Here is a 19194-nt window from a genome sequence, read left to right on the forward strand (position 1 = left end):
GGTCGCCCTTAGGGGATTTCGCGCTGGCGGGCTTTGGCCTATAGTCTCAATAAAATATACAAAAAACCAAATGAGGCAGACCCATGATGCGCAGATCCGTCGGCGCCCTTTTGATGGTATTGGTGGTTGCGTCCTGCGGGGGCGGCAGCAACACCTCGGCGCCCCGTAACCTCGACAACGCGTGCAGCATCCTCAAGCAGCGCCCGGGCTATATCAAGGCGTTCCGCGCCACCGAGCGGCGCTGGGGCGTGCCGGTGCATGTGCAGATGGCAACGATCTATCAGGAGAGCAAGTTCATCGGCGATGCGCGCACGCCGTTCCGCTACACGCTGGGCGTCCTCCCGATGGGGCGGCAAAGCTCGGCCTTTGGCTACAGCCAGGCGCTGGACGGGACGTGGAAGGAGTATGTCGAAGAGACCGGCAACCGCCGGTACAAGCGGGACAATATCAAACACGCCACCGACTTCATGGGGTGGTACATGACCAAGACGCGCGACCGGCTCGGCATCCCGATGAGCGACGCGCGGCGCCAGTACCTGGCCTATCACGACGGCCACACGGGCTACGCCCGCGGCAGCTACCGCCGCAAGCCATGGCTAATGCGTATCGCCGGAGAGGTGGGCGATAGGTCGGTCATGTACCAGCAGCAGCTGCAAACCTGCCGGGTCGCGCGGCGCGGGTAATCCCGCCGCGCGTTGACGGGTCAGTTGTCGTTCAGCCGTGCGATGATGTTGAACATGTTGTTGTTCAGCCGCGCGCGCGTGTCGAGCCCGCTGAGGATCACCGTGGTTGTCGACCCGTTGTCGCTGTTGATCACCCACTGGCGCAGCTCAATCGGGCCAGAGGTGAACTTCATCTCGATGTTGCCGTACTCGGGATGCTCGGGATCCTGCGCCGTCACCACAGTTGCCGTGCCGTCAAAGCTATGGCCGGTGACCATGCGCGCCTGGTTGAGGTTCACGTTCTTCGCCAAAATGATCGACAGGGGCGTGCGCCGTAGGGGGTAGCGGTCGGGGCCGACGTTGCTTTTCTCGTCAAAGATCGCGACCTCGCCGCCGGCGGCGAGCACCAGCGTTTGCTCGGGCGGATTGTACTCGAACCGGATGCGCCCGGGCCGCTTGATAAAGATTGTGCCGGTCGAGATGGAGCCGTCTTCGTTGATCTGGGTGAAGGGGCTTTTCGCCTGCTGCAACCCGTTGAGGTAATTGGAGATCGCGTTGAGCGACAGCTTGTCGGCCGCGGCGGGCAGGGCCAGCGCGAGCCAGAGGGCGGGGACCAAAAGAACTCGTGTCATCATGCGAGCCAAAGTAGCGAACCCAGCAAAAGGTTGCACCTGCCCAAACGGCAATGTGATGCGCTTTGCGCGGCGAGCCGCCGATTTGGGGTTGGTTTTGCCGATGGCGCTCCTGCTACGGCACGATCTACTGGGCGCAGAACGATCGCCTCATTCGAAGCGCCCGTCTGACAGGCACTGTCAGGCCGCGCCGTCCCGCCACCGTAAAACCGGAGGTTTGCCTTCGGCAAAACGGGCGGCGCGTACGCAGCTGTTTATATGACACCTCGGTTAAGTGAACCGCCCTAAGCCGGCTCCGGCACCAGGATGTCGCGTTTGCCGACGTGGTTGGCGGGGGAGACGAGGCCCTCCTCCTCCATCTGCTCCACGAGGCGCGCGGCCTTGTTGTAGCCGATGCCGAGCTTGCGCTGGATGTAGGAGGTCGAGCATTTGCGGTCGTTGATGACGATCTGCACCGCCTGATCGTAGAGCGCGTCCTCGCCGTTCGTGTTGCCGCCGGTGTTGAGGCCGAGCACCGCGTCGATGCCGTCCGCCTTTTCGTCGGCGGGTCCCGAGACCACGCCCGACACGTAGGTCGGCGGTCCGAACGCCTTGAGGTGGTTGACGATCTCCTCGACCTCGATGTCGCTCACGAATGGCGCGTGGCAGCGGGTGATCTTCCCCCCGCCGGCCATGTAGAGCATGTCACCCATGCCGAGGAGTTGCTCGGCACCCATCTCTCCGAGGATGGTGCGGCTGTCGATCTTGGACGTGACCTGGAAGGAGATGCGGGTGGGAAAGTTCGCCTTGATCGTGCCTGTGATGACGTCGACGGACGGGCGCTGCGTCGCCATGATGAGGTGGATGCCTGACGCCCGCGCCATCTGCGCAAGGCGCTGGATACAAGCCTCGATCTCCTTGCCCGCGACCATCATCAGGTCGGCCATCTCGTCGACGATCACGACGATGAAGGGCATCTTTTCGGGCTTGATCTCTTCGGTCTCGAACACCGGCTCGCCGGTCTCGTCGTCAAAGCCGGTCTGCACCGTGCGGGTGAACATCTCGTCCTTGGCCAGCGCATCGGCGACGCGGGAATTGTAGCCGTCGATGTTGCGCACGCCCATCTTGGACATCTTTCGGTAGCGCTCCTCCATCTCGCCCACGACCCATTTGAGGGCGACCACGGCCTTTTTGGGGTCGGTCACGACGGGCGAAAGGAGATGCGGAATCCCGTCATAGACGCTGAGTTCCAGCATCTTGGGGTCGATCATGATCATCCGGCACTCGTCCGGCGTCAGCTTGTAGAGGAGCGACAGGATCATGGTGTTGATCGCGACAGACTTGCCCGAGCCGGTGGTCCCTGCAATCAGCAGGTGCGGCATCTTGGCGAGGTTGGCGACCATGTGATCGCCGCCGATATCCTTGCCCAGCACCAGTGGCAGCTTGTGCGAGCCGTCGCCGTAGTCGCGGCCCGACAGGATCTCGCGAAAGTTCACCATCTCCCGCTTTTCATTCGGCAGCTCGATCCCGATCACGCTGCGCCCCGGCACGGTCGAGACACGCGCGGAGAGCGCCGACATGGAGCGGGCGATGTCGTCGGCAAGACCGATCACGCGCGATGCCTTGAGGCCCGGCGCAGGCTCGAGCTCGTACATCGTCACAACCGGGCCCGGACGGACGCTGACGATCTCGCCCTTGACGCCATAGTCGTCGAGCACCGTCTCGAGCATGCGCGCATTCGCCTCGAGGGCGTCGTCCGAGAGCTGGTGCCGCTGGATCGTGTCGGGGCTGGCCAGCAGCGACAGGGGCGGCAGGTCAAAGCCCTGGCCCTGCTCTTCAAAGAGCTGCGGCTGCGCTTCGGCCTTGGCGCGCTTGGACTGCTGCACAGGCTTGCGCGTTTGCGGGACAACCTTGCGGGCGACCTGCGGCTCGGTCCGTGCGGGGCGGAACATCGGCGCGGTTGGCGCGACGTTCTCGACCAGCTCAGATTCCGGGAGCGGCGGCAGGTCGATGGCAACCGTCGCCGCGACCGGAGGCACGGCCTCGGCCGGCACGGAAGGCGCCTGCACCGACGTCATCGGCGGCTCGCCCGGCAGGTCGGGCTGCGTCTTGGTGTCGAGCACGAGCGGCACGGGACCCCGCCCGCGCCCTTTGGTGAGCGGCGCCGCGCTTTCGACCTGCACGGCAGGGTTCTGGCGCGCGCGGGACTTGATAGCGTCCGAGATGCGCGACTTGATCCGGTCTTCGGGTTCGGCGGGCGTGCGCGTGACCGGCGGCTCGGCCTTGCGCCCGATCAGCGGCATGCGCGCCAGAAGGCCCGGCTTGGCAGGTTCTTCGTCGGGGAAGTCCGCGCTGATCTCCGCGTCGTCTTCGTCGATGACCTCGATGGAGGACGGGACCGGCATCGGCTGCGCGCGCTTGACCCTCGGTTCGGCCACGGTGACGGCGTCCTCAGCCTGCACCTCTGCCCGCGCCTCGCGCCGCGCCGCTTGCCGCGCCTGCAAACCGCGAGCCAGACCACCGGCGCCTGATGCGCCACGCCCGACAAGCGACACCAGACCGGCATAGGCGACCACCGTTCCAACCAGCAGGAACCGCAGCGCGGCACGCACTTCGGCCAGCGTACACCCGACCACAAACGCCAGCACGATCACCGCCGTCAGGCCAAGCACCAGCGACAGGACCTTGAGCGCCGTCGCCGCGCTGAACGGCAGCACCACCAGCAGAGAGCCCAGCACCGTGTCGCCGAAGAGCCCGCCAAGGCCAAAGTTGTGCGTCCACCCGGCGCCCGGCACCAGCGTCGCCGCGTAGATCGCCGAGATTGCCAACGCAATCGGCGCAAACACCAGCCGCCACAGCGCCCGCTCCGTCCCGAGGTGCAGCACGAACCGCAGCCCCCAGGCGCACAGCACCAGCGCCGCCGAGAGCGCACCCCAACCGACGACCATGAACACCGGCGCCGCGATGGAGGCGCCCATGCGCCCCATCCAGTTCTGCACCGGCGCGTCGGTTGCGGAGAACAGGCTCGGATCATCCGGCGTGTAGGACCCGATCATCGCCGCCAGCATGGCCCCCAGCACAAAGAGCGCGAACCCAAAGAGCTCGCGCCCGCGTTTCTCGAGCGTTGCCTGCGTGCTGCTGTCAAAGAGCGGATCGCGTCCACGTGCGGGGAATGCCATCAAACCACCTCCGTCTCGGTCATGCGTAAAGGCAGGCGCGGATCGCGCGCAGGCCGGCTTCTGTCTTGTCCAGTGGGGCGACCATGGCGACACGGATGTATCCGGCGCCAGGGTTCACCCCGTGGGCGTCCTGCGCGAGGTAACTGCCGGGCAGCACCTTGACGCCGGTCTCGGTCCAGAGCTTGACCGTGGCCGCCTCGGCGTCCTCCACCGGCAGCCACAGGAAAAACCCCGCCTCCGGCGACATGTACCCGGGCACGTCACCCAGCACCTCGTCGGCAAGCGTGTACTTCGCGTGATAGAGCGCACGATTTTCTTCGACATGTGCCTCGTCCGCCCAAACTCGCTCCGCAGCGCGTTGCAAAGGCAGCGGCAGGGGCGATCCGGCATAGGCGCGCAGCTGCTTGGCCCGGCGGATCGTCTCGGGTCCCGAGGTCACAAAGCCGGACCGCAGCCCAGGCAGGTTCGAACGTTTCGACAGGGAGTGAAACGCGACGATGCGCTCGGGATCGGTGCCGGCGTCCCGTGCCGCCTCGAGGATGCCCGTCGGCGGCGTGTCGCGATAAATCTCGGAGTAACACTCGTCGGCAAAGACCTTGAAGTCGTGCTGTTCGGCCAGTGCCAGCAGTGCCGCCCAGTACGCTTTGTCCGCCACCGCGCCCTGCGGGTTGGCGGGGGAGCAGATGTACGCCGCCGCCGTCCGGTCCAGTACCTCCGCCGGCAGGCTCGCAAAGTCCGGCAGATGGCCTGAGGCCGCCGTTGCGTTCACGAAATACGGCTCCGCGCGCACAGAAAGTGCGGCGACCATGTAGACCTGGTAAAACGGGTTCGGCGCGAGGATCAGGGGTGCCGCGCCGTTCTTGACCTCCGGCACCAGCGCCATGCAGGCGTTGTAGAGCCCCTCCCGGGTGCCGTTGACCGGCATGACCTCCGTCTCGGGGTCCTTTTCAACGCCGTAGCGCGTCTTGAGCCAACCGGCGTAGGCCGCGCGCAGCTCAGGCGTGCCGTCGTTTGGTGGGTAGGAGTTGAAGCCGCTGGCATGTTTCGAGATCTCGTCCGTCACCCAGGCCGGAAACGGATGCTCCGGGTCGCCGATCGTCATCTGGATCTCTGGCCCGCCCGGCGCAAGATCGCCCAAAAGCGTGCGCAGGCGTGGAAACGCGTAAGCCGGAAGGTCCGAAAACCGCTCGGGAAACATTGCAGAACTGCCTCAAAGTGCGTGGGATCGTAAGCGCCCCATTTGCGTGCCAGAATAGCCACGCCCGCGCCGCACTGTCCATCGCCGCGGCAGAGATCTGCCTTGCTGTGGCTTTTACGCCAAGGCGCGCTCCGCCGCCGCACCCAGCCGCAAGAGCCGCTCTTCGGACATCGGCGCGCCCATCAGGCTGATCCCGCAGGACGGTACACCCATCGGCAATTGCAGCACCGCCAGCCCCATGAGGTTGCCGATCCGCGTGTTGCGCAGGGCCAGCAGGTTCTCGGTCACGTAGTAGTCGTGGTCCGTTTTGAGCCGTTCGAGGTTCGGCGGCAGGATCGGCGCGGTTGGCACAAGCACGGCGTCGAACTCCGCCGTCGCGGCCATATAGTCGGCGCGGTAGCGATCGAGCGCCTGAACAGCTGCGATGTAGTCCGCCGCCATGAACGCCTTGCCCGCGCGGAACCGCGCGAGGATCTCCGGGAACATCTTGTCCGGCGCGGCTTCGATCACGTCCTTCCACGTGCCGTAGGCTTCGGACGTGTAGAGGATCGCGCTGAGCGCGAGCGCGTCCGACACGCTTGGCAGCGCAATGCGTGTGATCTTGGTTCCCTCCGCCTCGAGCCGGTGCACGGCGTTCTCGAAAGCGTCGGCGGGCGCATCCCGGATGTCGTCGAAGGCGCCGGTTTCCAGCACCGCCATGCGCGTGCCGGAGAGGCTGGCGTTTGCGAGGTCCGGCGCTTTGCCGCCCTCGATCAGGGCCAGCACGTTGGCCGCGTCCTCGACGGAACGGGTGAGCGGGCCGATGGTGTCGAACTTGGCCGCGAGCGGCACGCAGCCGGTCACATCGACCCGTCCAGCGGTTGTCTTGAGCCCGACGAGGTCGTTCCACGCCGCCGGGATGCGCACCGACCCGCCCGTGTCCGACCCAATGGCTGCCGCCGCGAGGCCGAACGAGACAGACGTGGCCGCGCCGGAGGATGATCCACCCGGCACAAGCGCGGCATCATGAACGTTGGGCGGCGTCGCGGTGATCGGGTTGTAGCCGAGGCCGGAGAAGGCAAGCTCGCTGAGGTGCGTCTTGCCGACGCAGACGGAGCCTTGTGCGGTGGCGGCGGCAAGCACACCGGCATCCGTGTCGGGCGTGCGACCAGCAAGCAAGGCGCTGCCGGATTCGGTCGCGACGCCGGCACTGTCGACAAGGTCCTTCCAGGAGATCGGCACCCCGTCGAGCGGTCCCTTGCGCAGCCCTGCCTTGGCTCTTTCGCGCGCGGCCTCGGCCTCGGCCCGGGCGCGCTTTGGCGTCGTGCGCGCGTAGATCGACGCGCCGTGACCATGCGCCGCGATGGCGTCGAGATACGCGTCGGTCAGTTCGACCGGGTCGATGTCGCCGGAGGCAATGGCGCGTCCCAGCGCGCTGGCGGTTTGGGTCAGGTCCATGAAGCTCTCCTGTCGCTTGGCGAGCGCGACGGTAGCGACGCACCCCGATTTGGACAATCCCGCGCATGGACAATCCCGCGCCGCATCGTATGTCAGGGGCATGACGCAAGATGTCCTGATCGTAGGTGGCGGCCTCAACGGCATGCTGATGGCGCTCGCTGCCGAGGCGGCGGGCCTGAGCGTGACGGTCATCGATGCCGCGCCTGAGCAATCTGTGGGTGCGACATTCGACGGCCGCTCCTACGCGCTGGCGCTGGCCTCGCAGCGGTTGCTGGGCGGGCTCGGGCTGTGGGAGGATGTTGCGGATCACGCCCAGCCTATCCTCGAGATCAAGGTGTCGGACGCGCGGCCCGGGCAGCCTCCGTCGCCGCTTTTCATGCATTTTGACCATGCCGAGATCGAAGAGGGGCCGATGGGCCATCTCGTCGAGGACCGTCACCTGCGCGCGGAGTGCAAGGCGAAGCTGGCGGCGTCGGGTGTGACGTGGCTGCAGGGCGCGTCGGTGACCGCGCAGGACGGAGGGGCGCTGGCGCTCTCGGACGGGCAAACGCTTGAAGGGCGGGTGGTCGTGGGGGCGGATGGCCGGCAGAGCGGCACGGCGCTGCGTGCCGGGATCCAGCATGTGCGCTGGGACTATGGGCAGACCGCGCTTGTTTGCGCGTTGGAGCACGAAAAGCCGCACCACGGCATCGCGCACCAGATGTTTTTGCCCTCTGGGCCGCTGGCGATCCTGCCGCTGACGGGCAATCGCGCCTCAATCGTCTGGACCGAAGGGACGGAGGCCGCGGCGCGCCTGCAGGCGCGGGACGACGACGGTTACATGGCGCATCTGCGGCCGCTCTTTGGCGACTTTCTGGGCGAGATCGCGCTGACCGGCGCGCGCTACACCTACCCGCTGGGGCTGTCGCTGGCGCATCGGTTCGTTGAGGCGCCGACGGTGCTGATCGGAGATGCCGCGCACGGCGTGCACCCGATCGCGGGACAGGGACTGAACGCCGGCCTGCGCGACATCGCGGCGTTAGCGGAGGTTCTGGCGGATGCCACGCGGCGCGGTGAGGACATCGCAAGCCCGCTTGTGCTCAAGCGATACGAAACGTGGCGGCGGTTCGATGCGACGACGCTGGCGCTGGCGACGGACACGTTTAACCGCCTCTTTTCCAACGACAACGGGCTCCTGCGGCTGGGCCGCGATTTGGGGATGGGCGTTGTGAACGCCCTGCCAGGGCTGCGGCGCGGCTTCATCCGCGAAGCGGCGGGCCTGACCGGCGAGCTGCCGCGGCTGATGCGGGGGCTGGCGCTTTAGCGGGGGTGGCTGGAGCGAGTGGTTTCAGAGCTGGTCTGAAAAACATCATTTCACGCGCCGTCCCGCGGGGTGGCGTATCGCGCCGCCCGTTTTGCCGAAGGCAAACCTACGGTTTGACGGGGGCGGGTCGGCGCGGCCTGACGGTTCCCGTCAGGCGGGTGCTTTGTTTTGGGTTTGAGCGTATCTGGCTAACGGTCATTTGCTTTGTGACCGCGCGATGGAAGGCTTTGCTCAAGATGGTTCGAGGTCCCGGATCAAGTCCGGGACGGGGGTTAGACGTCGAGCGTGCGGGCCTCGTCGCGCAGCATCACGGGGATGCCGTTGCGGATCGGGAAGGCGAGGCCAGCCGCCTCGGACACCAACTCTTGCGCGTCCGCGTCATAGCGCAGCGTCTTGTGCGACACCGGGCAGATCAGCGCCTCGAGCATGTGGCGGTCAAAGGGTTGCGGTGTGCTCATTGGACGTTCCTCGCAGTCGTCACTGCATCATATCCCCGCTGCCGTCGCTGCGCAGCGCAAATTCGATCAGGGTGACCAGCGTTTCGCGCCGCGTGCTGAGGGAGGGCGCCTCAAGGAGGGCCTGTTTGTCCTCCGGCTCGAAATCGAGGAGCATCGAGAGCGAGTTGATGAGCAGCTCGTCATCGGCCTCCTTGAGCGTGTCCCAGTCGGTGTTCAGCTCGCGTGCCGAAAAGAACCGCCCCAGCAGATCAAGGAATTTCGGCCGGTCAAAGCCGGTGTCGCGCTCGGTCGGGCCCATGTCGCCGTCGAACCCGTCCCAATTCACGTTGAAGCGGCGGTAGGGGGTGAACCCCTCGACCTCATCCCGGGCGCGGTAGCGCGACAGGCCGGTGAGGGTGATCATGTACCGCCCGTCTTCGGTCTCGGAAAACTGGGTGATGCGTCCGACACAGCCGATGCGGTGGACGCCGCCGGCTTTCTTTCCGGGCACCTCGTTGGGCTGGATCATTCCGATCAGCCGCTCCTTGGTGCCGAGGGCATCGTCGATCATCGCCAGGTAGCGCGGCTCGAAGATGTGGAGCGGCATCCGCGCTCGCGGGAGCAACAGAGCCCCCGGGAGCGGGAAAACTGGGATGAGGTCGGGCAGGTCTACGTGCTTGCTCATGAGTATGAGCTAGGCTGGCGCGCGCCTCAGGCAAATATCATCGAGCTGAGTTTTCTGCGGCCGTTCAGCACGACCGGGTCGTTCGGTTTGAGGGCGTCGAAGATGGTGAAAAGCTGTGTCTTGGCGGCACCATCGTTCCACTCGCGGTCGCGGCGGAAGAGGTCGAGCAGCGCGTCCACCGCCGCCTCGGTTTCACCCGCCGCGTGCAGCGCCTGCGCCAGGTCGAGGCGCGCCTGGTGGTCGTCCGGGTTGGCCTCGACCGCGGCGCGCAGCTCGGCCACGGGACCGGCGTTCTGCGCCTGCTTGGCCAGCTCCAGCTGGGCGCGGGCGGCCTCGAGTTCGGGGGTGTCGGTGATCTCTGCCGGGGCACCATTGAGGATCGCCTCCGCCTGGTCGAGCTCGTCCAGTGCCAGGTGCGCGCGGATCAACCCGCCGTAGGCACCGGCGTGGTTCGGGTCCTCACCGAGGATGGCGGCAAAGGTCTGCGCGGCATCGGGGGCGGCGCCCTGCGCGAGCATCTCCTCGGCGGCCTCGACCGCCTCACCGAGACCGCCATCGGCAGAGCCGCCGCCCATCGCGGCAACGCGTTCGACGAATGCCTTGATCTCGCTTTCGGGGACGGCGCCCTGGAAGCCGTCGACCGGTTGGCCCTGGTAGAAGGCATAGACCGTCGGGATCGACTGGATGCGCAGCTGCGCGGCGATCTGCTGAGCCTGATCCACGTCGACCTTGGCCATCTTGACCGCGCCTTTGGCGGCCGTCACTGCCGCCTCGAGCTGGGGTCCGAGCGTCTTGCACGGGCCGCACCAGGGCGCCCAGAAGTCGACGATCACCGGGACCTCCTTGGAGGCGTCCACGACCTTGGCCATGAACTCGGCTTCGGTCACGTCCTTGATCAGGTCTGAGGGCGCGGGGCCCTGGCCCAGTTCGATCATTGCTCTGGCTCCATATCCGTCGGTTGCGGTGTTAGATGGAGCATCGCCCGCCCCGGTGCAAGGGGAGCGCCCTGGCTGTCAGGCGGCGGCAGGCAAAGGCAGGCATCCGGTGAGCCCGGCGGGCAGGACCAGAAGCCCGCCCGCCCTGTAGAGCGCCGCGCCAAGGCCGGGCGCATCCGAGCGGATGGCGATCCAGCCCCACCCGCTTCCGACGACGGCGGCGTCTGGCGGGAGCGCAGCGATGAACCCGTCGCGCGGCAGGAAGGCGACGGCACCGGGCGCTGCGTCCGAGACGAGCATCACGCTACTCAGGACTGCGATCCATCCGGCAAAGACGGCGGCAAGCGTCAGCAGAGTGCGCCTAATAATCATGGATGTGCTCGATAGTCAGGCCCTGCCCCTCGGCATTGCGCAGCGCAGGCGCCAGCTCCGCCACCGGCACGAGGATGAGGTTCCGCCAATCGCCGTAGCCCTGCCGCCGCAGAGAGGTCATGGCGTTTTCGATCGGCGCACTGGAGATCGCCGTAAAGAGGATCGTGTCGTTCCCGGCAATCTCCACGAACTCCGCCCCGGCCTCTGACATTTGCAGCATCAACCCCGTCAACTCGCGGTAACGCGGCGTCTCGATCTCGATGCCGCGCGCATGGGGGGTGATGACATCGACGCCGTCGAGTGCTCCCAGGTCAGCGGCTGGCACCCCGTTAACCACCATGCGCAGGCGCAGCGCGTCTGGCCCGACGGAGGCGACGGCCTCTTCGATCACGCCGGCGTAGGCTTGCTTGGCGCCGTATTCGAGGCCGAGTGCCACCGCGCGTTCGCTGTCGCGCAACGATCCCGTCGAGGCCACGCGCAGGGCGTCTGCGTCCGCGGCAAAGTCGTACCGGTACCATGGGACCTGCTGGAGGAACTGCGCGTAGGCTCGCGCCTGCTTCGCAGAAAGATCGTCGAGCGGAGCGCGTTCGGAGCCGCGCAGCCAGGTGACCACGCGTCCGATGGTCTCCTCGTAGAGCGCCTTGAAGAGCAGCTCGGCGGTGAAGCTGACGCCGATGACGTAGACCATCTGCTTGGTCCCTGTATCGACCGGGCCAAGCGTGCCGGACGCGCGCGTGAGATCGCAGAGCGACGTCCAGTACCCCGCGATCCCGCGCAGGTAGGCGTAGTCGTGCGGATCCTCGCTGGCGATCACCTCCGCGTAGTCGTCGTAGGCGTGCACGATGTGCCACTCGGGATAAGTCAGCAGCGTGCGCGCCTCGGGGCGGTGGTGCTCGGGATCGACGAGCGCTGTCTGCGGCGCGGGCGTGCCTTGCGGGCGACAGGCCAACTCGACGTAACCAACGGGCGCAAGCAGGATCAGCACAAAGATGAGGGCGGCGAGGAGGAGCCGTCCGAGCAGCTTTCCAAAGCGCCTCATGCCTTGGCGGGTCCGGCCATGATGCCGGAGACGAGCGCGATGCTGCCAAGCGCCAGATGCGGCAGGTTTGCGAGGATCTTGAACCCTAACGGCAGGTCCAGAACGCCACCCGTGAAGATGCCGAAGTCGAGATACCCAGACCCCGTCACCAGCCCAAGCGCTCCGTCGCCGAGATAGAGCGCGCCAAAGAGCAGGCAGAACGTCCGCGCCGCCGCCCGGCTGGTGAGCGCGGCAATGAGCGCCCACAAGGCAGAGGCGGCATGCAGCGCATCGTCAAAAAGATCGAGCGCAAAAATCCCGAAGGCCAGCCCGTCGTCGTCCGTCAGGCCGGGGATGTAGTTGAGCGACGCCGCGCCCATCAGCACGACAAAGAAGCCGAGGCAGATCTTTTGCAAACCACTCATAACTCAGAGCCTTTCGAGGTAACGGGTCCAGAAATCGGTGCGGAAGACGCCGGTGGGGTCCACCTGCCGCTTGAACGCGGCAAAGGCTAGCGCGCCGGGGTAGCCTTCGGCAAACTGCGCGGGCGTCGCGTGCAGGCGGTAGGGCAGGTAATAGCTGCCGCCGATGGCGTGCACCCGGTCGATCAGCGCTTGGGTCATCCGCTGCATGTCCGCCTCAGCGCGCGCGGTCATCTCCTGGCTGAAGAGCATCACGCAGGCGATGCGCGGCACGGGCGCGTAGCTCAGCAGGCTCTCGGCGTCCGTGTCGACCCAGCGCAGGGTGATGTTGAGCATCTCTTGATAGCTCGCCGGGATTACCTCGCGGCAGGCGTCGAGGAAGGCCGGGAACTGGTCCACGGCGACAAAGTACTCGTGCAGAATGTCGGTCCGGTTCGGGTCGCCGTCGTCGAGCGTGACCACCGGCTCGTTGATCAACTGGTTGCGGGTGGTCTGGCCGCCGCCCACGCGCGGGCCAAGGTCCGTCTCGAACCACCAGCGGCGCCGCTTGACCCACTCGTTGCCAAGCTGCGCGCGAAAAACGTCGCGGGCGACGTGGCTCAGCCAGCCCGAGCCTGTGGCGGTCGGGATCTCGTTTTGGTCCTCGGCTGCCCGGTAAGTGACCATCAGCGCGTCCTCGAAGAAGCGCGCACGGTCCACGTTGAGCCGGCCATAGGCCATGTCTACGTCGCCGGCGCTCACGGCTGCGGCAAACGCCGGGCCAAAGTCACCCGCGGGCATCCTTTCAAAGGTCGGTACGAGATTGCGGTTCGGCGCGGCCTCGACCTCGAGCGCGGTGATCGCACCGATGAGGCCGTAGCCACCCATCGCCGCGTTGAAGAGCTCGGTGTTCTCGGAGCGTGACGCGGTGACGAGCGTGCCGTCGGCCAACACCATGTCGACGCTGCGCACCGTCGCGCCCATCGGGCCCAGCTTGACCGGCCAGCCATGCGCGTTCACAGAGTAGGTCGCCGCCACGCCGAAATCGTTGTTGGATTGCATGACCTTGGGGGACAGGCCAACGGGGTCGAGCGCGGCGATCACCTGCGACCAGCGCGCGCCGGCATGACAGCGGTAGGTCTGGGCGGAGCCGTCGATCTCGACCCTGCCGTTGTCGAATGTCATTGCGTGTCCGTCCCGCGGGATCGCCTGCCCACCCATCGAGTGCCGCGCGGCACCGACGTTGAAGGGCCGCCCCTCGGCGCGGGCCTCTGCGATCTCGGCGCGGACAGCATCGACCAGCGCCTGTCCCGGGTCCTCCCGAACAATGATATGGCGGTGGACCGGCGTCGGGCTCAGCCCGCTCGCATCGTTCAGAACGTTCTCGGCAGGCGGTGTCACAAGGCTCTGGGTGCCGGCCATGGACGGACGCTGCGCACCAAAGCTGCGCGCGGCCACGGCGCCCAGCGCGGCGCCCCCGCCAAGCAAGACTGCACGCCTCGCGATCTGTGCCATACCTATCACTCCCACACGCTTACAGGCCGAGGCTAACACAAAAGCCATGGCACAATTGGGGCAGGAAAACCCGACCGTGACGCCGCGTCATTGCAGCGTGGCAACGAGGTCGCTACGCTTCGACCATGCGCACGATCCTGACATTTGGCGACAGCAACACCCACGGGACCATGCCCCTTCCGGCAGATGGAAGCCCCGGAGGCCGGCACGGTCTGACCGAACGCTGGCCGCGGGTCATGCTCGAGGCGCTCGGGGAGGGCTGGCACCTCGTCGAGGAGGGCTTGCCCGGCCGCACCACCTGCCGCAGCGACCCCGGATCGCTGGTGGAGATGGACGGCGGCACGGGCCTGATGATCGCACTCAAGTCGCATGCGCCGGTCGACGTGCTGACGATCATGCTCGGCACCAACGACACCAAGACACGGTTCGCCGCGACCCCGATGCAGATCATGGGCGGGATCGCCGGGCTGCTCGATCTCGTGGTTTTGCCCGATGTGCAGGAGGCGCATCCGGGGCTCAAGGTGCTCGTGATCTGCCCGCCGCCGGTGCAGGAGAGGGGCGTTCTTGCGGACATGTTCATGGGCGCCGAGGGAGTTTCGGCCAAGCTTGCAGACCTTTGCGCCACACTTTGCACGGCACGCGATGTGCGGTTCCTCGACGCCGGCTCCCTGATCTCCGTCAGCCCGGTCGATGGTGTGCATTTCGACGCCGAGGCGCATGCTGTTCTCGGGCGTGCCGTGGCGCGCACGGTGCGCTCGCTAGTCTAGGCCGGCGGAACCTAGGCGCCGGTTTCCACGTTAGCTGCTCAACGACGCATCCCGCGTCCCCTGCTTTTAATAAGGAGAAAACCTATGCTTGGTTGGGCACTTACGTTCTTTATCGTCGCCATCATCGCTGGCGTTCTCGGCTTTGGCGGCATCGCCGGAGCCTCAGCTGGCATCGCGCAGATCCTGTTCGTGATCTTTCTGGTGCTGTTCGTCGTCTCGCTCATCGCACGTGCGGTACGCGGGTAGCGGTTGCTGCAGTCTGAACGCAAAGGCGCATCCAAATGGGTGCGCCTTTTTCGTTGCGTGGCTTTAGTCGATGTCAAATGTCGCAAAGACCGGCGCATGGTCGCTTGGCTGTTCCCACCCGCGTGCAACTCGCAGGATGCGGCTGGAGTGCGCGGCGCCTGCAATGTCGGGGGTCGCCCAGACGTGGTCCAGGCGCCGCCCCTTGTCCGCGCCGTCCCAGTCGGGAGAGCGGTAGGACCACCAGCTGTAGAGATTGCCTGCGGGAATGTCCTTGCGGGTGACATCCACCCAGCCGCCCGCCTCCTGCACGTCGGCCAGGTGATCGACCTCGACCGGCGTATGGCTGACGACCTTGAGCAGTTGCTTGTGGTTCCAGACGTCGTCCTCGCGCGGGGCGATGTTGAGATCGCCCACCAGGATCGACCGCGCGGGCTTTGCGCTGTGGCACCAGTCGCGCATGTCGGTGAGGTAGTCGAGCTTCTGGCCGAACTTCTCGTTCACGGAGCGGTCGGGCTTGTCGCCGCCCGCCGGCACGTAAAAGTTGTGCACCGTCACCCCGTTCGGCAGTGTCGCCGCAACGTGCCGTGCATGACCGAGGCCGGCGAAGTCGAACGTCTCCTGCCGCTGCAACGGCAGCTTGGACAGGATCGCGACACCGTTGTAGCCCTTTTGTCCCTCGGCCTCGAGATGGGCGTAGCCCAGCGCCTCGAACGCCTCTCGCGGAAACTTGTCGACCGGGGTCTTGCACTCCTGCAGGCAGAGCACATCTGGAGCGTGATCCTGCAGCAGCCGTGTCACCAGAGGTGCGCGCAGCCGGACGGAGTTGATGTTCCACGTAGCAAGGGTGAACGGCATGGCGAACCTCTCGGAATTGCGGTCCGCCTCCTCTACGCCGAAGGGCGCGGCGGCGCCAGTGCCGGCATCCGCCGCGGCGGAACCGGCCACGCGCAGGGCGCGTTTGAACCGCATGACTGCGCGCACGACAGACGCCCCGGTGCGGCAGACGCTGAACCGGGTGGCGACCATGCGGGACAGGCCGGAAGTGTCGGTCGGTGACATGGTTGGAGCCGTGGGCCCGACCGGCCCGCTTCCGGTGCTGATGCTGCTTGGGCTGGTGCTGGTATCGCCGCTGAGCGGCGTGCCGCTCTTTTCGACGTTGGTCGGGCTGGTCATGGTCTTGACCGCCGGGCAGATGCTGATCGGGCGCGATCGTCCTCGCCTGCCAAGCCCGCTCGCCAAGCGAAGCGTTTCCGGCACGCGGCTGGGACGCGCGCTCGCGCGGCTACGCGGCATTGCGCAGAGGATTGACCGGGTGACCACCGCAGGCCGGCTCGGAGTGCTGACCCGGCCTCCAGTAGCGACGCTGGTGTTGTCGCTGATCGTGGTGATCGGGCTGATCATGCCGGTGTTGGAGTTCGTCCCGTTTTCCTCGTCCATCTTTGGCGGCGCCGTGGCGCTGATGGCGCTTGGCCTTTTTGTGCGCGACGGGCTTTTGGTGTTGGCGGGGCTGACAGTGGTGGCCGCCGCGACGGCTATTCCGGTGACGGTGGCGGTGCGGTTGATCGGCTGAGAAGTGCCTCCTCTTGAAGCAGGCGGCCTTTAGTACAGTACATGAGGATCAGACGTGCACGCGCCGTCCCGCGGGGTGGCGCAATCGCGCCGCCCCAGGGGGGCGGGTCGGCGCGGCCTGACAGTACCTGTCAGGCGGGACCTTTGGATTAGGCCAGCAATATCAGGTCTGAACTCACCCACCATCAAACAAAAAAAGACCCGGGACATGCCCGGGCCAGTCAACAGGGAGGATGACTGGCGTAACCCGGCCAGTCGCGGGATTCGGTTAGCTCACAAGCCTGTACCCACCAGATTCGGTCACAAGAAGGCGCGCATTTGACGGATCTGGTTCGATTTTTTGACGAAGCCGGTAAATATGCGTCTCGAGCGTGTGGGTCGTGACACCCGCGTTGTAGCCCCAGACCTCGTGCAGCAGCACATCGCGCGGCACGACGCCGGTGGTCGAGCGGTAGAGGAACTTGAGGATGTTCGTCTCTTTCTCGGTCAGGCGGATTTTCTTGTCGTCCTCGGTCACCAGCTGCTTCATCGCTGGTTTGAACGTGTAAGGTCCCAGCGCGAAGACGGCATCTTCGGACTGTTCGTGCTGGCGCAGCTGAGCGCGGATGCGTGCGAGGAGCACCGGAAACTTGAAGGGTTTGGAGACGTAGTCGTTCGCGCCCGCATCGAGACCCAGGATGGTGTCGGCGTCGGTGTCATGGCCGGTCAGCATCAGGATCGGGCTTTTGACCCCCTGCTTACGCATGAGCCGGCAAAGCTCGCGCCCGTCGGTGTCCGGCAGGCCCACGTCGAGGATCACCAGATCAAAGAGCTGGTCGCGCACGCGCTCCATGGCGGTGGCGCCGCTGTCGGCCTCGAACACCTCGAAATCTTCGGTCATCACCAGCTGCTCGCTAAGCGCCTCGCGCAGATCGTCGTCGTCGTCGACCAGAAGGATGTTTTTGAGCTGAGCCATCGGGGCCTCCCTTGCGTGTCGAGGCAAAGATGCGCCCAACCTTCCGTTCGCTCAAGATTTGCTGCATCACTCTCACAGGCTCGTGTATGGCGGGTTAACGGGTGCGAGATTTGTTTCAAAAATCGCCCCTTTGCGATCACGGACCGGTGAGAATAGGGGTCTTGCGCGGTGAGCTTTGCGCCGAATGAAACACAAATGGTCGCCCGGGCGCGCACGGATTTGCGTCTGGGACAGCCGATTGTGGTGCGGGACGGCGCCGGGGCGTGGCTTGTGTTCGCGGTGGAGACGCTGGATGCCGCGCATTTCGAGGCGTTGAAACGGCTCGAAGGCGTGGAAATCGCGCTGACCGTCTGGCGGGCAGAGACGCTCAAGCTGCGCCCCTATGACGGCGATCTCGCGCGCATCGCGCTGGCGCAGCATCACTCGGCGATGGACGTGCGGGCGCTGGCGGATCCGTCGCTCGACCTTGCGCATCCGATGAAGGGGCCGTTTCAAGGCCTGCGAGAGGGACGGGCGGATGTGGCGCGCGCGGGCATTGCGCTGGCCAAGTCGGCGCATCTTCTGCCTGCGGTGCTGACCGTCCCCGTGCGCGACATCGACCCCGGCCTCACGGTGCTGGACCTGCACGACGTGCCGCGGGATGCGGGACCCGAGCGGCAGCTGGGCCGCGTCTCGGGTGCGCGCGTTCCGATGGTGGCGAGCCAGGCGGGCCGGGTGCAGGTGTTCCGTCCCGGCGATGGCGGGGAAGAGCATTATGCGGTCGAGATCGGCAGGCCGGACCGCGCGGCACCGGTGCTTGTCCGCCTGCACTCGGCGTGTTTCACCGGGGACGTCCTTGGCTCGCTCAAATGCGATTGCGGTCCGCAGCTGAACGCCGCGCTGACGCAGATGGGCCGGGAGGGTGCCGGTATTCTGCTCTACCTCAATCAGGAGGGGCGCGGGATCGGGCTGGCCAACAAGATGCGCGCCTATGCGCTGCAGGATCAGGGATTCGACACGGTCGAGGCCAATCACCGGCTGGGATTCGAGGACGACGAGCGCGACTTTCGCCTGGGCTCTGCGATCCTGCGCGAGATGGGCGTGAGCGCGGTGCGGCTCCTGACGAACAACCCGGCCAAGATCGCGATGATGGAGGAGCAGGGGATCACCGTCGCCGAGCGCGTGCCGTTGAAGGTCGGGGAGACGGCGCAGAACCGCGCCTATCTGGCGACCAAGGCGGCCAAGTCGGGGCATCTGCTGTGACACCCGATGATCTGGTGCTCACGCGGCGGGGGCTCCGGTTTAGGGGACGGTATTATCCCTGCACCATTGGCAATGGCGGGATCTCGGGTCGCAAGCGCGAGGGTGACGGGGCGACACCGCGCGGAGTGCACCGGATCGTCGGATGTCTCTATCGACCTGACAGGATGGCGCGGCCTGTGCCGTGGGCGGTGCCGATCCGGCCGGGAGACCTTTGGTCGGACGACGCGGCGCTGCCGGACTACAACCTGATGGTGCGCGCGCCGTATGACGGCAGTCACGAGCGGTTGCGGCGGGCGGACAGGCTCTATGATCTGGTGCTGCTCACCGACTGGAATTGGCCGTATCCGGTGGCGGGGCGCGGGTCGGCGATCTTTCTGCACAGATGGCGGCGACCGGGTTATCCGACGGAAGGCTGTGTGGCCTTACGCCCGGATCATCTGTTGGAGATCACGCAGAGGTTGTCGTTTGGGTCGCGGCTGATTGTGCGTTAGAGCTGGCGATCTTTGACTCGACGCTCCGTCGCTAAAATCAAAGCACCCGCCTGACGGGAACCGTCAGGCCGCGCCGACCCGCCCCAGTCAAACCGTAGGTTTGCCTTCGGCAAAACGGGCGGCGCGATTGCGCCACCCCGCGGGACGGCGCGTGCACCCACGTTGCACACG

Annotated in this window: 20 protein-coding genes; 7 read left to right on the forward strand and 13 right to left on the reverse strand. The window is 66.2% G+C overall.

Annotation, left to right across the window (positions count from 1 at the left end; all coding sequences use genetic code 11):
• Window positions 1-86: 86 nt before the first annotated feature.
• On the forward strand, window positions 87-683 hold the full coding sequence (locus ACU0B3_RS06200) for a transglycosylase SLT domain-containing protein (protein ID WP_446260206.1): 597 nt from the start codon (window positions 87-89) through the stop codon (window positions 681-683).
• Between the two features lie 20 nt (window positions 684-703).
• On the opposite strand, the gene ACU0B3_RS06205 is transcribed toward ACU0B3_RS06200, so the two are convergent.
• The 4 genes from ACU0B3_RS06205 to ACU0B3_RS06220 form a co-directional block, all read right to left on the reverse strand.
• Window positions 704-1294, reverse strand: a complete 591-nt coding sequence (locus ACU0B3_RS06205; protein WP_446260207.1) for a LolA family protein — start codon at window positions 1292-1294, stop codon at window positions 704-706.
• Between the two features lie 284 nt (window positions 1295-1578).
• A complete protein-coding gene (locus ACU0B3_RS06210; protein WP_446259958.1) occupies window positions 1579-4452 on the reverse strand; it encodes a DNA translocase FtsK in 2874 nt (957 codons plus the stop codon).
• 19 nt (window positions 4453-4471) lie between these two features.
• A complete protein-coding gene (locus tag ACU0B3_RS06215) occupies window positions 4472-5650 on the reverse strand; it encodes an aminotransferase class I/II-fold pyridoxal phosphate-dependent enzyme (protein WP_446259959.1) in 1179 nt (392 codons plus the stop codon).
• Window positions 5651-5764: 114 nt separating this feature from the next.
• Entirely contained in the window at window positions 5765-7087 is a 1323-nt protein-coding gene (locus ACU0B3_RS06220; protein WP_446259960.1) for an amidase, read from the reverse strand.
• A gap of 100 nt (window positions 7088-7187) precedes the next feature.
• On the opposite strand from ACU0B3_RS06220, the gene ACU0B3_RS06225 reads away from it, so the two are divergent.
• A complete protein-coding gene (locus ACU0B3_RS06225) occupies window positions 7188-8390 on the forward strand; it encodes an FAD-dependent monooxygenase (protein WP_446259961.1) in 1203 nt (400 codons plus the stop codon).
• Window positions 8391-8662: 272 nt separating this feature from the next.
• On the opposite strand, the gene ACU0B3_RS06230 is transcribed toward ACU0B3_RS06225, so the two are convergent.
• The 7 genes from ACU0B3_RS06230 to ACU0B3_RS06260 all read right to left on the reverse strand — a co-directional run bounded on the left by ACU0B3_RS06230 (window position 8663) and on the right by ACU0B3_RS06260 (window position 13753).
• Window positions 8663-8848 carry a Trm112 family protein gene (locus ACU0B3_RS06230; RefSeq protein WP_446259962.1) on the reverse strand — a complete coding sequence of 62 codons (186 nt, stop codon included), beginning with the start codon at window positions 8846-8848 and terminating at the stop codon, window positions 8663-8665.
• A 19-nt stretch (window positions 8849-8867) separates the two neighbouring features.
• Window positions 8868-9512, reverse strand: coding sequence for an LON peptidase substrate-binding domain-containing protein (locus ACU0B3_RS06235; RefSeq protein ID WP_446259963.1), 645 nt, complete (start codon window positions 9510-9512; stop codon window positions 8868-8870).
• 26 nt (window positions 9513-9538) lie between these two features.
• On the reverse strand, window positions 9539-10447 hold the full coding sequence (trxA, locus tag ACU0B3_RS06240; protein ID WP_446259964.1) for a thioredoxin: 909 nt from the start codon (window positions 10445-10447) through the stop codon (window positions 9539-9541).
• Window positions 10448-10525: 78 nt separating this feature from the next.
• On the reverse strand, window positions 10526-10819 hold the full coding sequence (locus ACU0B3_RS06245) for a hypothetical protein (RefSeq protein WP_446259965.1): 294 nt from the start codon (window positions 10817-10819) through the stop codon (window positions 10526-10528).
• The gene (locus tag ACU0B3_RS06250) at window positions 10809-11858 is read right to left on the reverse strand and encodes a hypothetical protein (protein WP_446259966.1); all 1050 of its coding nucleotides are present in this window, start codon (window positions 11856-11858) and stop codon (window positions 10809-10811) included. The genes ACU0B3_RS06245 and ACU0B3_RS06250 overlap by 11 nt, the downstream gene beginning before the upstream one ends.
• Window positions 11855-12262 (reverse strand): hypothetical protein, encoded by a 408-nt coding sequence (locus ACU0B3_RS06255; protein ID WP_446259967.1) that lies wholly within the window; start codon window positions 12260-12262, stop codon window positions 11855-11857. The genes ACU0B3_RS06250 and ACU0B3_RS06255 overlap by 4 nt, the downstream gene beginning before the upstream one ends.
• A gap of 3 nt (window positions 12263-12265) precedes the next feature.
• Window positions 12266-13753: an FAD-binding protein gene (locus ACU0B3_RS06260; RefSeq protein ID WP_446259968.1), complete on the reverse strand. Its 1488-nt coding sequence runs from the start codon at window positions 13751-13753 to the stop codon at window positions 12266-12268.
• 125 nt (window positions 13754-13878) lie between these two features.
• On the opposite strand from ACU0B3_RS06260, the gene ACU0B3_RS06265 reads away from it, so the two are divergent.
• Window positions 13879-14520 (forward strand): SGNH/GDSL hydrolase family protein, encoded by a 642-nt coding sequence (locus ACU0B3_RS06265; RefSeq protein ID WP_446259969.1) that lies wholly within the window; start codon window positions 13879-13881, stop codon window positions 14518-14520.
• 84 nt (window positions 14521-14604) lie between these two features.
• Window positions 14605-14766 carry a DUF1328 domain-containing protein gene (locus ACU0B3_RS06270; RefSeq protein WP_446259970.1) on the forward strand — a complete coding sequence of 54 codons (162 nt, stop codon included), beginning with the start codon at window positions 14605-14607 and terminating at the stop codon, window positions 14764-14766.
• A 63-nt stretch (window positions 14767-14829) separates the two neighbouring features.
• On the opposite strand, the gene ACU0B3_RS06275 is transcribed toward ACU0B3_RS06270, so the two are convergent.
• A complete protein-coding gene (locus ACU0B3_RS06275; protein ID WP_446260208.1) occupies window positions 14830-15621 on the reverse strand; it encodes an exodeoxyribonuclease III in 792 nt (263 codons plus the stop codon).
• 112 nt (window positions 15622-15733) lie between these two features.
• Here ACU0B3_RS06275 and ACU0B3_RS06280 point away from each other — a divergent pair, with 112 nt between their 5' ends.
• A complete protein-coding gene (locus tag ACU0B3_RS06280; RefSeq protein WP_446259971.1) occupies window positions 15734-16336 on the forward strand; it encodes an exopolysaccharide biosynthesis protein in 603 nt (200 codons plus the stop codon).
• 267 nt (window positions 16337-16603) lie between these two features.
• Here the strand turns inward: ACU0B3_RS06280 and ACU0B3_RS06285 are convergent, their stop codons facing one another.
• Window positions 16604-17290 (reverse strand): response regulator transcription factor, encoded by a 687-nt coding sequence (locus tag ACU0B3_RS06285; protein ID WP_446259972.1) that lies wholly within the window; start codon window positions 17288-17290, stop codon window positions 16604-16606.
• A gap of 168 nt (window positions 17291-17458) precedes the next feature.
• Between ACU0B3_RS06285 and ribA the strand changes: the two genes are divergently transcribed.
• Window positions 17459-18532: a GTP cyclohydrolase II gene (gene ribA / locus ACU0B3_RS06290; RefSeq protein WP_446259973.1), complete on the forward strand. Its 1074-nt coding sequence runs from the start codon at window positions 17459-17461 to the stop codon at window positions 18530-18532.
• Entirely contained in the window at window positions 18529-19023 is a 495-nt protein-coding gene (locus ACU0B3_RS06295) for a L,D-transpeptidase family protein (protein ID WP_446259974.1), read from the forward strand. The genes ribA and ACU0B3_RS06295 overlap by 4 nt, the downstream gene beginning before the upstream one ends.
• Window positions 19024-19194: the final 171 nt, after the last annotated feature.

Source organism: Pseudaestuariivita sp., assembly GCF_052825805.1.